This is a genomic window from Pseudomonas sp. 37 R 15, from assembly GCF_900004865.1.
Classification (GTDB): domain Bacteria; phylum Pseudomonadota; class Gammaproteobacteria; order Pseudomonadales; family Pseudomonadaceae; genus Aquipseudomonas; species Aquipseudomonas fluorescens_AM.
Genome location: NZ_CVTV01000060.1, coordinates 223,684 through 238,056, shown reverse-complemented (window position 1 = coordinate 238,056; position 14,373 = coordinate 223,684). Strand labels below are relative to the sequence as shown.

The window sequence follows — 14,373 nt, the reverse complement described above, 5'->3', positions numbered from 1 at the left end:
CTACCTCGACTGACACACTGCCATCGGGGGCAAGCCCCCTCCCACATTGGATCGAATTGCTACCCACAGACCCAGCAGCGATTACGCCCCGTGTTTACAGCGCGATTTACTCTAAAGGCCCTGCAGTGTTACCGGATATCACTTCCTATACTGCGACGTGAGGTCGCACAACTATCCAGACCTTGCAGGCCAGTTGGCCGGTGGGCGCTCCGATGGGGGCGATAGTAATAACGACAGGAGTGACTGGCATGATCCATCACGTCGTGGGGCTGTTTACCCATCCCGATCAGGAATGGCGGGAAATTCGTGGCGATAAGGAAGAAAGCATCAGCCACATGTACCTCACTCACACGCTGGTTCTTGCGGCGATCCCCGCCGTAGCCGCATTTATCGGCACCACCCGGGTCGGTTGGGTCATCGGCAACCGTGCCCCGGTGATGCTCACCCAGGAAAGCGCGCTATGGATGACCCTGATGTCGTACGCCGCGATGCTGGGCGGTGTGGCGGTGATGGGCGCGTTCATTCACTGGATGGCCCGCACCTATGATGCCAACCCCAGCATGGCGCGTTGCGTGGCCTTTGCCACCTACACCGCGACGCCTCTGTTCATCGGCGGGCTGGCGGCACTCTATCCGCACATGTGGCTGGGTATGGTGGTGGGGACCGCAGCAATCTGCTACACGGTGTATCTGCTGTACGTGGGCTTGCCGACGTTCATGAGTATCGACCCGGATGAAGGCTTTCTGTTTTCCAGCTCGGTATTGGCTGTAGGCCTGGTGGTGCTGGTGGCAATCATGGCGTTTACCGTCATTGTCTGGGGCCTGGGCGTGGGGCCCATCTACACTAGTTGAAGCCTTGGAATGCAGGCAAAGCCACCGATACGGTGGCTTTGTGCGTTATGCACGACCATTCGGCGCCTGACAGATTCGAAAACACCCTGCTTTGCGGCATACTGGGCGTCTCTGGAGATATGTACAGCATGCCCGAGCAACTCAATACCCGCGTCGAAGATTGTTTCCTGCAAGCCGAATCCTTTTTCAAACGAAGCTTCAAACGCCCCACGGTCAGCCTCAAGCTGCGGGGCCAGAAAGCCGGTGTCGCGCATTTGCACGAAAACCTGCTGCGCTTCAACCCTCAGCTCTATCAAGAAAACAGCCAGCACTTCCTGAAACAGACCGTGGCCCACGAAGTGGCGCATCTGATTGCCCACCAACTGTTTGGCGAGCGCATCCAGCCCCATGGGGAGGAATGGCAGTTGATCATGCGTGGGGTTTACGAACTGCCGCCGGACCGTTGTCACACCTACGCAGTCAAGCGTCGCCAGGTGACTCGCTATATCTACCGGTGCCCGTGTGCCGACAGCGACTTTGCGTTTTCGGCCCAGCGTCATGGGTTGGTCGGCCAGGGGCGGCGGTACTTGTGTCGGCGGTGCCGGCATACTCTTGTGTTCACTGGGGAGACTCGGGTGGAATGAGGGCCTTATCGGGGGCAAGCCCCCTCCCACATTTTGAATGTATTCACAAATCAAAGGTGGGAGGGGGCTTGCCCCCGATGAGGCCAGAACAGTCACCCAATAACCTTGGCCTGCCGCAAATCCGCAATCCGCTCAGCACTCAACCCCAACTCCGCCAACACTTCATCACTGTGCGCGCCGACCTCAGCCCCGATATGCCGTGGCGCCGGCAAACCCTCGGAGAACTTCAGCGGGCAGGCCATCTGCGCCTGGGTCGAACCATCGCCCCTCGGCACCTGGCTGATCAACCCGCGCGCCTGCAACTGCGGATGCGCCAGCGCTTCACTCAAGCTCAACACCGGTTCCACACACGCATCCACTTGCGCAAATAACGCGCACAGCTCGTCAAAGCTGCGTTTTTCAAACTCCACCTGCAACGCCCGCTTGAGTGCCGGCTGCTGCTCAGGCTTCACGCCGTGCAGCGCCAGCTCCGGTCGCCCCAGGGTTTCACACAGCCGCTGCATGAACGCCGGTTCCAGGCTGCCCACCGACATCCAGCGTCCGTCCCGGGTGCGGTAGTAATCGTAAAAACTGCCGCCATTGAGCACATGGTTTTCCCGCTCCGGCTCTACCCCGCAGGCCAGGTAACCCGCGCCGACCATGGCGTTCAGGCTGAACGAGCAGTCGGTCATGCTCACATCCAGGTATTGACCGACGCCGCTGTGCTGCCGTGCAACCACCGCCGCGAGCACGCCCACCACTGCATGCAGGGAACCACCGCCCACATCCGCCAGTTGCACGCCCAGCGGCAACGGCCCACTGTCCCGTCGCCCGGTGTGGCTGGCTAAGCCTGCGACTGCGAGATAGTTGATGTCGTGACCGGCGCGATCCCTGTAGGGGCCGGTCTGGCCGTAGCCGGTGATCGACACATAGATCAGCCTGGGGTTGATCGCCTTGAGTGCGGCGTACCCCAGGCCCAGACGGTCCATGACCCCGGGGCGGAACTGCTCGATGAGAATATCGGTGCCCTTGACCAGCTCGAGGACGATCTGCAGCGCCTCGGCCCGCTTGAGGTCCAGTGCCAGGCTGCGCTTGTTGCGATTGAGGTAGGCATGGCTCGCCGACGTGCCGTGATCATGGGGCGGCCATACGCGCAACAGGTCCGGCCGCGTCGGCGATTCGATGCGCAATACATCGGCGCCCATATCCGCCAGCATCAGCGAGGCGAACGGGCCGGGCAGCAGGGTGGAAAAATCCAGCACTTTGAGAGACGCCAAGGGACCTGACATACAAACTCCGTTTGCAATTGGACTGGCCACAGCGTAGTCAGCCTTCGGCGCTGACGGCAATCGTCAGAACAATCAACCGCAGTGACCGTTTTGATCACGGCGGGCTTTTTCGTCGCGGCGGCTTTATCATTGGCCCACGTTTGTTGGCAGAGTGTTCCATGAAGTTCGCGATTGCACTGTATAGCGCCGCCCACGCGCCCGCCTCGCGCCGCGCCCTGTTGTTCGCCCAGGCGGCGCTGGCCGGCGGGCATGAGATTGTGCGGCTGTTTTTTTATCAGGATGGCGTGTACAGCGCCTCCACTAACATCGTCGCGCCCCAGGACGAGCAGGACATCGCGCGCCAATGGCGCGAATTTGTCCGTACTCACCAACTGGACGGCGTCGTGTGCATCGCCGCCGCCTTGCGCCGCGGCGTGCTCAATGCCGAGGAAGCCACGCGCTATCAACGCAGCGCGGTGAACCTGGACGCGCCCTGGGCCCTGTCGGGCCTGGGGCAATTGCATGACGCGATCCAGGACGCCGACCGCCTGATCTGTTTTGGAGGCTCGTGATGGCCCAATCATTGCTGATCATCAGCCGCCAGGCGCCGTGGTCCGGCCCCAGTGCGCGCGAAGCGCTGGATATCGTGCTGGCCGGCGGCGCGTTCGACCTGCCCATCGGCCTGCTGTTTCTGGACGACGGTGTGTTCCAGCTGGCGCCGCACCAGGACGCCAAGGCCGTGCAACAAAAGGATTTGAGCGCCAACCTGCAGGCGCTGGGCCTGTTCGGCATCGATGACGTGTTCGCCTGCAGCCACAGCCTGTCCGCGCGCGGGCTGCCGCCACCGCACACTGCGCAGGCGCTGGACAGCCAAGCCATTACCCAGCTGATTGACCGTTACGACCAGGTGATTACCCTCTGATGTCGACTCTACATGTGGTGACCCACTCCCCCTTTACCGACAGCCGTCTGGACAGCTGCCTGCGTGTGTGCGGCAGCGCGGATGCCATCCTGCTGTGCGGCGACGGCGCCTACGGCCTGCACAACGCAGCGCTGCAAACCAGGGGGGTGAAAGTATTTGTGCTGGCTGAAGACCTGCAGGCACGCAACCTGCCGCTCCCGGACTGGGCCGACAGCGTGGACTATCCGGGCTTCGTGCAGTTGTCGATCGACTATGACAAGGTCAATACTTGGCTATGAACACGCTGACCGTAGGCACGCGCACCCTCGAGCTGGACAAGGACGGCTACCTCGTCGACCTGGATGACTGGTCCGATGAGGTAGCGCACGCCCTGGCCACCGCCGAAGCCGTGGAGCTGACCCCGGACCATTGGGAAATCCTCCTGTTGCTGCGCCAGTTCTATGCCGAATTCCAGCTGTCCCCCGCCACGCGCCCGCTGATCAAGTACACCGCCTTGAAGCTCGGCCCGCAAAAGGGCAACAGCCTGCACCTCAACAAACTGTTCAACGGCACTCCCGCCAAACTCGCCGCCAAGCTGGCGGGCCTGCCCAGGCCGACGAATTGCTTATGACCGACTTTGCCCCCCTGACCCTCTCGACGCCTGAAGAACATCCGTTTGCGCCGTTCGTGCGCATCCTTGGCAAAGGCAAGCGCGGCGCACGCAACCTCACCCGTGAGGAAGCGCGGCAAGCCATGGGCATGCTGCTCGACGAAAAAGTCGAAGACACCCAACTGGGCGCCTTCCTGATGTTGCTGCGGCACAAGGAAGAAAGCCCGGAAGAGCTCGCCGGCTTCACCGAAGCGGTACGCGAGCGGTTGAACCCGCCCGCATTGAATGTCGATATCGACTGGCCGACCTATGCGGGCAAAAAGCGCCACTTGCCCTGGTTCCTGTTGGCGGCCAGATGCCTGGCGCAACAGGGCGTGCGCATCCTCATGCACGGCGGCGGCGCGCATACGGCGGGGCGCTTGTACACCGAGCAACTGCTGGAGCGCTTGCACATACCGCTGTGCCGCAATTGGCAACAAGTCGAGGCGGCGTATGCACACGGCAACCTGGCGTTTATCCCGCTGGGCGACTGGGCACCCCAGTTGCAGCGCATGATCGACCTGCGCAACACCCTGGGCCTGCGCTCGCCGATCCACTCCCTGGCACGCCTGCTCAACCCGCTGAATGCCCGTTGCGGCCTGCAAAGCATTTTCCACCCGGGTTACCAGGGCGTGCACCGCGATGCCAGTGGCCTGCTGGGCGACAACGTGATTGTGGTCAAGGGCGACGGCGGCGAGATCGAGATCAACCCCGACACCCTCAGCCACTTGTATGGCACCACCGGCGGCCAGAGCTGGGACGAAGAATGGCCCGCCCTCTCCGCCCAGCGCCACGTCAAACCGGCGAGCCTGGAGCCCGAGCACCTGAACGCCGTGTGGCGTGGCGACGTCGAAGACAGCTACCCGCAACTGGCATTGATCGCGACCATGGCCCTGGCCTTGCGCGGCCTTGGACGCACCCGCGAGCAAGCGTTCGAACTGGCACAGCAGTACTGGGATGCGCGAGACAAATCGATTTAATCGATCATTGAGCTCCGGTCTTTGCGCTTTTAGTTCGAACTCATCCCTTTAAACTGGGCTCCAACGCTTATTAGCCAAGGAGCCAGTCATGGGTTTGCTGATCGAAGGACACTGGAAAGACCAGTGGTACGAAAGTAGCGCAGATGGCGCTTTCCAGCGTGAACAGGCGCAACGCCGTCACTGGGTCACCGCCGACGGCCAGCCCGGCCCGAGCGGCGAAGGCGGCTTCAAGGCCGAGGCCGGGCGCTATCACCTCTACGTCTCCCTGGCCTGTCCCTGGGCCCACCGCACCCTGATCCTGCGCAAACTCAAGGGCCTGGAAAGCCTGATCGACGTCTCGATAGTCAGTTGGCTGATGCTGGAAAACGGCTGGACCTTCGACAAGGCCCACGGCTCAAGCGGCGATGCACTGGACGGTTTTGACTTCATGCACCAGCGTTACACCGCCGACACCGCTGACTACACCGGGCGCGTCACGGTGCCGGTGTTATGGGACAAGAAGCTCAAGCGCATCGTCAGCAACGAATCGGCGGAGATCATCCGCATGTTCAACGGCGCCTTCAATGAACTGACCGGCAATACCCTGGATTTCTACCCGCAGGCACTGCGTTCGACCATCGACACCCTGAACGAACGCATCTACCCCGCCGTAAACAACGGCGTGTACCGCGCCGGGTTCGCTACCTCGCAGCAGGCTTATGAAAGCGCGTTTGATGATGTGTTTGCCGAGCTCGACCACCTGGAACGCCACCTGGGCGAGCACCGTTACCTGGCCGGCGAATACCTCACCGAAGCGGATGTTCGGCTGTTCACCACACTGATTCGTTTTGATGCGGTGTATTACAGCCACTTCAAGTGCAACCTGCGGCGGATTGCCGACTACACGAACCTGTCGAACTGGCTAAGGGAGATGTATCAGTGGCCGGGGGTGGCCGAGACGGTGGATTTCGAGCATATCAAGGGGCATTACTATGCCAGCCATCGGACGATCAATCCGACGGGGATTGTGCCGAAGGGGCCTGCCCAGCGCTTTGATGTTGGGCATGATCGGGAGCGGTTGAGTGGTAAGGGTGTCTTTGGCTGATCCGGATGATGGATTGAAGCTGATGGCCTCATCGGGGGCAAGCCCCCTCCCACACTTGGATCTGTGAATACAGTCAAAATGTGGGAGGGGGCTTGCCCCCGATGCTTTTGAGGCTTAGACCTGAGACTGAGCGCCTTCAAACCACTTGAGCTTCTCGCGCAACACCACCACCTCGCCCACGATCACCAGCGTCGGCGCATGCACTTCATGCTCCGCCACCATGCGCGGCAAGTCGGCCAGGGTGCCGGTGAACACGCGCTGGTTGGAGGTGGTGCCCTGCTGGATCAACGCTGCCGGCGTATCGGCGGCGCGGCCATGCAGGATCAACTGTTGGCAGATAATCGGCAAACCGATCAAGCCCATGTAGAACACCAGGGTCTGTGACGGCCCTACCAGATCCTGCCAGGGTAGATCCGACGTACCGTTTTTCAGGTGCCCGGTGATAAAGCGCACCGACTGCGCATAGTCACGGTGCGTCAGCGGAATGCCCGCATACGCCGCGCAACCACTGGCCGCCGTGATGCCCGGCACCACCTGGAACGGGATGCCATGGGCCGCCAGTTCCTCGATCTCTTCGCCGCCACGCCCGAAAATGAACGGATCGCCGCCCTTGAGACGCAGCACGCGCTTGCCTTGCTTGGCCAGGTCCACCAGTTGCTGGTTGATCTGGTCCTGCGGCACGGCATGCTCGGCGCGACGCTTGCCGACATACACGCGCTCGGCATCACGACGGCACAGCTCCAGAATCGCCGGGGCCACCAGACGGTCATACAACACCACGTCGGCTTGCTGCATCAGGCGCAAGGCGCGGAAGGTCAGCAGGTCCGGATCACCGGGGCCTGCGCCCACCAGGTACACCTCACCCGGTGCATAAGGCGGCGCGCCATTGACCTTTTCGATCAACAGGCGCTCGGCCTCATCGCCCTGCCCGGCCAATTGGCGGTCGGCAATCGGGCCCTGGAACACCTCTTCCCAGAACGCCCGGCGCTGCTGCACCTCCGGGTACAAGCCTTTGACCTGGGCACGAAAACGCGCCGCCAACCCGGCCAATTGGCCATAGGTTGACGGAATCCAGGTTTCCAGCTTGGCGCGGATCAGGCGCGCCAGCACCGGCGCATCGCCGCCACTGGACACCGCAATCACCAACGGCGAACGGTCGACGATCGCCGGGAAGATCACGCTGCACAAGGCTGGCGCGTCCACCACATTGACCGGAACACAGCGACGCTTGGCATCACTGGACACTTGCGCGTTCAGTGGCTCGTCGTCCGTGGCCGCGATGATCAGCACGCAACCGTCGAGATCGGCCTCCTGATAACCGCGCAACATCAGTTCCCCGCCACTGCCCAGTACCAATTCACGCAACTGGTCTTCGATCTGGGGAGCAACCACCCGCAGCACTGCGCCGGCGTCAGCCAGCAGGCGGGATTTGCGCAAGGCGATCTCCCCCCCACCGACGACCAGCACACGACTGCCGCGCAGGTTATGAAACAGCGGCAGAAATTCCATTTAGCCGATGACCTCGACGCCGCCCATGTACGGCTTGAGCACCTCAGGCACGCGGATCGACCCGTCGACCTGCTGGTAGTTTTCCAGAACGGCCACCAGCGTACGGCCTACGGCCAGGCCCGAACCGTTAAGGGTGTGTACCAACTCCGGCTTGCCGGTTTCCGGATTACGGAAACGCGCCTGCATGCGACGCGCCTGGAAATCACCGCAGTTGGAGCACGACGAAATCTCGCGGTATTTGTCCTGGCTCGGCACCCACACTTCAAGGTCGTAGGTCTTCACGGCGCTGAACCCCATGTCGCCGGTGCACAGCGCCAGGACGCGGTACGGCAGCTCCAGCAGTTGCAGCACGCGTTCGGCGTTGGCGGTCAGGCCTTCCAGCGCTTCCATCGACATCGAAGGCTCGACCACCTGGACCATCTCGACCTTGTCGAACTGGTGCTGGCGAATCATGCCGCGCGTATCGCGACCCGATGCACCCGCTTCACTGCGAAAGCACGGGCTGTGGGCCACGAACTTCAACGGCAGTTGCTTGGCATCGAGGATTTCGCCGGCAACGATATTGGTCAGCGACACTTCGGCGGTGGGGATCAGGTACAGGTCGGCTTCGCCGTCGCGGCTGATCTTGAACAGGTCTTCCTCGAATTTCGGCAGCTGGCTGGTACCCACCAACGCCGGCGCCTGCACCAGGTAAGGCGTGTAGGCTTCTTCGTAACCATGCTCGGCGGTGTGCAGGTTGATCATGAACTGCGCCAGGGCGCGGTGCATGCGTGCGATCGGGCCACGCAACAACGCGAAACGCGCGCCGGACATTTTCGCGGCGGTTTCGAAATCCAGGCCGCCGGTCAACTCGCCCAGGGCCACGTGGTCCTTGATTTGGAAATCGAAGGCTTTCGGCGTGCCCCAGCGGCGCACTTCGACGTTGCCGTCTTCGTCTTCGCCAATCGGTACCGATTCATGGGGAATATTGGGGATACCCAGCAGGATCGAATCCAGTTCGGACTGGATTTTCTCCAGCTCGACTTTGCCGTCGGACAGCTCGGTGCCCATACGCTCGACGTCCGCCATCAACGGCGCGATGTCTTCGCCGCGCTGCTTGGCCTGACCGATGGATTTGGAACGCGCATTCCGCTCAGCCTGCAGTGCTTCGGTGCGGGTCTGGACGGTCTTGCGCTGTTCTTCCAGCGCTTCGATGCGCGCAACATCCAAGGCAAAGCCACGGGATGCCAGGCGGTCCGCTACGTCCTGAAGGTTGCTACGTAACAGTTTGGAATCGAGCATGTCGGTCTCTCGTTTATCAAAGTTTGGTCAGGGACAGGCCGGCCCAGGTGGCGAGCAGCCCGCCGAACACGCTGATACCCAGGTACCCGAAGGCGACCAGGGCCTGCCCGCTTTCCAGCAGGCGCAGTGTATCCAGTGAAAAGGATGAAAAGGTCGTCAGACCGCCTACAAAGCCGACAATCAAGCCGGCGCGAATTTCAATCGGCACTTCCGGGCGCAACAGGAACCAGCCGTACAACAGCCCGATGATCAAACAGCCCACCAGGTTGACCGCCAGGGTCGCCGCATAAAAATGCTTCGGCCAGTTGGCGCTGACCCAGGTGCTAGTGGCGAAACGCAATAATGTACCAGCGATGCCGGCTGCGGACACGGCAAGAATCGTCTTGAGCACTACTTTCTCCGCTGTTTTGGGCTGAGTCGATCGAGTTGGGCGAGGTGATTGAGCTTTTCACCGATCTTCAGCTCCAGGCCACGGGGCACCGGCTGGTAGAACGGTTGTGGCTCAAGGTCGTCGGGGAAGTAATCTTCACCGGCAGCATAGGCGTCCGGTTCATCGTGGGCATAACGGTATTCATCGCCGTAACCCAGTTGTTTCATCAGCTTGGTCGGCGCGTTGCGCAGGTGCAGCGGCACTTCCAGGGAGCCGTGTTCGGCAGCGGCGCGCAGCGCGGACTTGAAGCCCATGTACACCGCGTTGCTTTTAGGTGCGCAGGCCAAATAGGTAATGGCCTGGGCCACTGCCAATTCGCCTTCCGGGCTGCCCAGGCGCTCCTGAACTTCCCACGCCGCCAGGCACAGGCTCAGCGCACGAGGGTCGGCGTTGCCGATGTCTTCGCTGGCCATGCGCACCACGCGGCGGGCAAGGTAAAGCGGGTCGCAGCCGCCGTCGATCATGCGCGCGAACCAGTACAGCGCGCCGTCCGGGTTGGAACCGCGTACGGATTTGTGCAGCGCCGATATCTGGTCGTAGAAGGCTTCGCCGCCCTTGTCGAAGCGCCGACGCGTATCGCCGAGCAGGCTTTGCAGGAGGTCGACGCCAATTTCATTGCCGTCTTCGGCGAGGTCCGAGGCGTTTTCCAGCAGGTTGAGAAAGCGGCGCCCGTCACCGTCGGCGGCGCTCATCAGTATCTTGAAGCCTTCATCGCTGAGACTCAGCTGGCGCTTGCCCAGGCCCTTGTCTTCGCTTAACGCACGCTGCAACAGCTTTCGCATCGCCGCTTCGTCCAGGCTTTTCAGCACATAGACGCGCGCCCGCGAAAGCAAGGCGTTGTTCAATTCAAAAGAAGGGTTCTCGGTGGTGGCACCGATAAAGATCAACGTGCCGTCTTCCACATAGGGCAGGAACGCATCCTGCTGCGATTTGTTGAAGCGATGCACTTCGTCGACAAACAGGATGGTGCGCTTGCCGTATTGCCCGGCCTGCTGCTTGGCGACTTCCACCGCCTGGCGGATCTCCTTGACCCCGGCCAGCACGGCGGAGACGGTTTCGAAGTGCGCATCCGAGACCTTGGCCAGCAGCCGCGCCAGGGTGGTTTTACCCACCCCCGGCGGCCCCCAGAAAATCATCGAGTGCAGCGCACCCTGCTCCAGGGCTTCACGCAAGGGCTTGCCGCGAGCGAGCAGGTGTTCCTGACCGACGTACTCATCCAGGTTGGTCGAGCGCAGGCGCGCGGCCAGGGGCTGGGCAATCGGGTCACTTCGAAACAGATCCATGGGCAGCGTTTGAAACCTCTGGGGAGTTTATTCCTGGATCACGTCGGCACCCTTGGGGATGTCGAACTTGAACTTGGACGCCGGCACCGGCTGGTTGGCCTTGACCCCGGAGAACAGGATATCGGTGCGCTGGCCAACGCTGTCGACCAGGCGCATGTTGTTGATCACGCCGTTGCCGAACGACAGCGACAGGGTGTCGAACAAGGTGTCCTTGGATTTGGGCTTGAGGGTGAACTCAATGACGTTGCTGGTTTGCTTGGACGTGATGTAGAAGCTGTCGTTGATCTTCGACACGTCCCCCGACAGCAGCAGCGCCGGCGTCTGGTTCAGGCGCGGGTCGAGCTTCTTGATGGTCGCCTGTTCCAGGTCCGGGTCCCACAGCGTGACTTTCTGGCCGTCGGACACGATGGTCTGCTCGGCCTTGCCTTCGGTGTGCCAGTAGAACAGGCCGGGACGCTGCACGGCCATTTCGCCTGCGGTTTCCTGCAACTGGGTGCCACCGGCGTCCAGGGTCAGCTGGGAAAAGCGCGCGGTCAGGGTCTGGGATTTGTCCAGCAGGTTCTTCAGACTGGCCACGGAAGCCGGGTCAGCGTGGGCCGAAACGGCGGTCAGGGCCAGTGCCGGCAACAACAGCATGCGGATAATGCGCATGGGAGTCCTCATTGAGTAGTCAGGGCGCGCCGCGTGCTGCCACGCGGCGCGGAATCAGTCGCGCATCTGCCCGGGGGCGATGATTTCGCGCGAGCCGTTGGTGTTCATTGCGGTGACGACGCCAGCGTGTTCCATGGCTTCGATCATGCGGGCGGCGCGGTTATAGCCGATCTTCAGCTTGCGTTGCACGGCGGAGATCGAGGCTCGGCGGCTTTCCAGCACAAACGCCACGGCTTCGTCGTAGAGCGCATCGGTTTCAGCGTCATCGTCGCCACCCCCACTGCCGCCGTCGAAGCCGCTGCCGGCCTCTTCCACGCCCGCGAGAATGTCGTCGTTGTATTCCGGTGCGCCACGCAGTTTCCAGGCTTCCACCACGCGATGCACTTCATCGTCGGAAACGAACGCACCGTGGACACGGATCGGCAGGCTGGTGCCGGGTGGCATATAGAGCATGTCACCGTGGCCCAGCAGTTGCTCGGCGCCGCCCTGGTCGATGATGGTCCGCGAGTCGATCTTGCTCGACACCTGGAACGCCATACGCGTAGGAATGTTGGCCTTGATCAGGCCGGTGATCACATCCACCGACGGCCGCTGGGTGGCGAGGATCAGGTGGATCCCGGCCGCACGGGCCTTCTGGGCGATACGTGCGATCAGTTCTTCGACCTTCTTGCCGACGATCATCATCATGTCGGCGAATTCGTCGACCACCACCACGATGGTCGGCAGCTTGGTCAGCAGCGGCGCTTCGTCGTGAATGTTCTCGCGCTTGTACAGCGGGTCGGTCAGCGGCGTACCGGCGTCCTGGGCTTCCTTGACCTTGGCGTTGAAGCCGGACAGGTTACGCACGCCCATCTTCGCCATCAGCTTGTAGCGACGCTCCATCTCGGCGACGCTCCAGCGCAGGGCGTTGGCGGCGTCCTTCATGTCGGTCACTACCGGGCACAGCAGGTGCGGAATGCCTTCGTAGATCGACAGCTCAAGCATTTTCGGGTCGATCATGATCAGCTTGGCGTCGTCCGGGCCCGACTTGAACAGGATCGACAGGATCATCGCGTTCACACCCACCGACTTACCGGAACCGGTGGTACCGGCCACCAGCAGGTGCGGCATTTTCGCCAGGTCGGTGATGACCGGCTTGCCGCCGATATCATGGCCGAGGGCCAGGGTGACCGGCGATTTGAAGTTGTCGTATTCCGGAGTCGACAGCACTTCGGAGAAGCGCACGATCTGGCGGTCTTCGTTGGGAATCTCGATACCGACGGTGGTCTTGCCGGGAATCACTTCCACCACGCGCACGCTGGTCACGGCCAGGGAACGGGCCAGGTCCTTGGCCAGGTTGGAAATACGGCTGACCTTGACGCCCGCGGCCGGCTGAATTTCGTACCGGGTAATCACAGGGCCAGGGTGAATCGAGTCCACCGACACTTCGACGCCGAACTCCTTGAGCTTGATTTCCAGCAAGTGGCCGACGGCCGCCAGGGATTCGGGCGAGTAGTTGAGCTGTTTCTTTTCCGCCGGGTCGAGAATCGAGATCGGCGGCAAGGTGCCTTCGACGGCGCTGTCGATGAACAGCGGTGCCTGTTTCTCTTTCTGCACGCGGTGGCTGGGCTCGGGCGCCTTGGGCGGCGCAGGGGCGATCACCGGCGGCACCTGCTTCTCGCGATCCGACATGTGTTTGCTCAGGGCCTGTTCGCGCTCGATCAGGCGTTCCTTGACCTTGGCCTGCTCGCGGCGATCCGGCGTGCTTGGCGCCACCACTTCATTGACGCGGGTGTCCACTTCGCGCAGTTGCGCAACCATCTGCTTACGCTCCACGCGGGCGGCCCACCAGCGGTTGGCGGCGCCCTGGAACAACTCGAACAGGTCAAGGGTGATCTTGCCGGTCACGTCCATCACCTTGAACCACGACAGGTCGGTGAACACCGTAAGACCGAACAGAAACAGCGCGATGAACATCAGGGTGCTGCCCTGGATATTCAGGGTGCGGCGCGCCAGGTCGCCCAGGCTTTCGCCCAGCGCCCCGCCCGCACCTGCCGGCAGACCGGTGGGCGCATGGAAATGGATATGCGCCAGAGCGGCGCCGGACAACACCAGGAAGACCAGCCCGATCAGGCGCCAGGAGAACAACCAGCCGCTCCACTGCCACGGCTCGTGACGCTGGCGGAAAATCTGCCAGGTCTTGATCGCCAGTAACAGCGGAAAGATGTACGCGAAATAACCGAGAATCATGAACAGGATATCGGCGCTGTAGGAACCCACCGGGCCACCGAAATTCTGCACGTCGTCGATTTTGCTGTTATGGCTCCAGCCGGGATCGTCCTTGCCATAGGTGAGCAAGGCCATCATCAGGAACAGGCACAGCGCGCCGATCGCGATCAGCGCACCTTCCTTGAGTCGGTAATGCAGGTGCTGACGCCAGGCCGGCACGACTGCTGCTTTGGGTGTTGCGGCGGATTTCTTCAAAACGGGTCTTTTCCTGCGCCTGTTAGCGCGTCCATCTGTTGAATGACTGCACACGACTGCTCTATCCGAGCAGCTGAAAAATGACAAATGTTGCTGAATCTACTTTTTAACACTGCATAACCCATGGATGAAATGGCGATAACGCCATAATCGCCGCATTGTACGGGTTTGCGTGCGTGATGCCACGCACTTGCCCATCACCCGGCAGCCAGAGCCCTGCACGCGTTGCAGCCTGTTCAATTTGAGCATGCATTGTCTTTGCTGACAAAGGCTTATGCGCTGTATTTACCAATCCAGGCAAGCTTGGCAAATGGCCTGCATTGGCCAGACCCGATTACGACCGCACCTTATGCGCAGAGTTGCAGAAACACCCTTTCACGCTAAACCAGCCCGAGCAGCCATTTGCGCTGGCCCCGAGGCG

The 14,373-nt window shown here is 61.7% G+C and carries 15 protein-coding genes; 8 read left to right on the top strand and 7 right to left on the bottom strand.

The window, feature by feature from the left end:
• The first annotated feature begins 248 nt into the window (after positions 1–248).
• Entirely contained in the window at positions 249–851 is a 603-nt protein-coding gene (locus tag BFQ04_RS25430) for a Yip1 family protein (RefSeq protein WP_065953155.1), read from the top strand.
• 128 nt (positions 852–979) lie between these two features.
• Positions 980–1,474 (top strand): SprT family zinc-dependent metalloprotease, encoded by a 495-nt coding sequence (locus BFQ04_RS25425; RefSeq protein WP_065953213.1) that lies wholly within the window; start codon positions 980–982, stop codon positions 1,472–1,474.
• A 92-nt stretch (positions 1,475–1,566) separates the two neighbouring features.
• Here the strand turns inward: BFQ04_RS25425 and BFQ04_RS25420 are convergent, their stop codons facing one another.
• A complete protein-coding gene (locus BFQ04_RS25420; protein WP_065953154.1) occupies positions 1,567–2,742 on the bottom strand; it encodes a CaiB/BaiF CoA transferase family protein in 1,176 nt (391 codons plus the stop codon).
• Positions 2,743–2,900: 158 nt separating this feature from the next.
• On the opposite strand from BFQ04_RS25420, the gene tusD reads away from it, so the two are divergent.
• The 6 genes from tusD to BFQ04_RS25390 all read left to right on the top strand — a co-directional run bounded on the left by tusD (position 2,901) and on the right by BFQ04_RS25390 (position 6,335).
• Positions 2,901–3,293 carry a sulfurtransferase complex subunit TusD gene (gene tusD / locus BFQ04_RS25415; protein ID WP_065953153.1) on the top strand — a complete coding sequence of 131 codons (393 nt, stop codon included), beginning with the start codon at positions 2,901–2,903 and terminating at the stop codon, positions 3,291–3,293.
• Positions 3,293–3,643 (top strand): sulfurtransferase complex subunit TusC, encoded by a 351-nt coding sequence (tusC, locus tag BFQ04_RS25410; RefSeq protein ID WP_065953152.1) that lies wholly within the window; start codon positions 3,293–3,295, stop codon positions 3,641–3,643. The genes tusD and tusC overlap by 1 nt, the downstream gene beginning before the upstream one ends.
• Positions 3,643–3,921 carry a sulfurtransferase complex subunit TusB gene (gene tusB, locus BFQ04_RS25405; RefSeq protein WP_065953151.1) on the top strand — a complete coding sequence of 93 codons (279 nt, stop codon included), beginning with the start codon at positions 3,643–3,645 and terminating at the stop codon, positions 3,919–3,921. Before tusC ends, tusB begins: the two co-directional genes overlap by 1 nt.
• Positions 3,918–4,253, top strand: coding sequence for a TusE/DsrC/DsvC family sulfur relay protein (locus BFQ04_RS25400; RefSeq protein WP_065953150.1), 336 nt, complete (start codon positions 3,918–3,920; stop codon positions 4,251–4,253). Before tusB ends, BFQ04_RS25400 begins: the two co-directional genes overlap by 4 nt.
• Positions 4,250–5,251: a glycosyl transferase family protein gene (locus tag BFQ04_RS25395; RefSeq protein WP_065953149.1), complete on the top strand. Its 1,002-nt coding sequence runs from the start codon at positions 4,250–4,252 to the stop codon at positions 5,249–5,251. The genes BFQ04_RS25400 and BFQ04_RS25395 overlap by 4 nt, the downstream gene beginning before the upstream one ends.
• 88 nt (positions 5,252–5,339) lie before the next feature.
• The gene (locus BFQ04_RS25390) at positions 5,340–6,335 is read left to right on the top strand and encodes a glutathione S-transferase family protein (protein ID WP_065953148.1); all 996 of its coding nucleotides are present in this window, start codon (positions 5,340–5,342) and stop codon (positions 6,333–6,335) included.
• A 114-nt stretch (positions 6,336–6,449) separates the two neighbouring features.
• Here the strand turns inward: BFQ04_RS25390 and cysG are convergent, their stop codons facing one another.
• The 6 genes from cysG to BFQ04_RS25360 are packed head-to-tail and all read right to left on the bottom strand — an operon-like array spanning position 6,450 to position 13,952.
• Positions 6,450–7,844 carry a siroheme synthase CysG gene (cysG, locus tag BFQ04_RS25385; RefSeq protein ID WP_065953147.1) on the bottom strand — a complete coding sequence of 465 codons (1,395 nt, stop codon included), beginning with the start codon at positions 7,842–7,844 and terminating at the stop codon, positions 6,450–6,452.
• Positions 7,845–9,125, bottom strand: coding sequence for a serine--tRNA ligase (gene serS / locus BFQ04_RS25380; protein WP_065953146.1), 1,281 nt, complete (start codon positions 9,123–9,125; stop codon positions 7,845–7,847).
• Positions 9,126–9,141: 16 nt separating this feature from the next.
• Positions 9,142–9,516, bottom strand: coding sequence for a fluoride efflux transporter CrcB (gene crcB, locus BFQ04_RS25375; protein WP_065872076.1), 375 nt, complete (start codon positions 9,514–9,516; stop codon positions 9,142–9,144).
• Positions 9,516–10,838: a replication-associated recombination protein A gene (locus tag BFQ04_RS25370; RefSeq protein WP_049712683.1), complete on the bottom strand. Its 1,323-nt coding sequence runs from the start codon at positions 10,836–10,838 to the stop codon at positions 9,516–9,518. Before BFQ04_RS25370 ends, crcB begins: the two co-directional genes overlap by 1 nt.
• Before the next feature lie 27 nt (positions 10,839–10,865).
• On the bottom strand, positions 10,866–11,489 hold the full coding sequence (gene lolA, locus BFQ04_RS25365; protein ID WP_065953145.1) for an outer membrane lipoprotein chaperone LolA: 624 nt from the start codon (positions 11,487–11,489) through the stop codon (positions 10,866–10,868).
• Between the two features lie 54 nt (positions 11,490–11,543).
• Complete coding sequence (locus BFQ04_RS25360) at positions 11,544–13,952, bottom strand: DNA translocase FtsK (RefSeq protein WP_065884967.1); 2,409 nt, start codon at positions 13,950–13,952, stop codon at positions 11,544–11,546.
• Between the last annotated feature and the right edge of the window lie 421 nt (positions 13,953–14,373).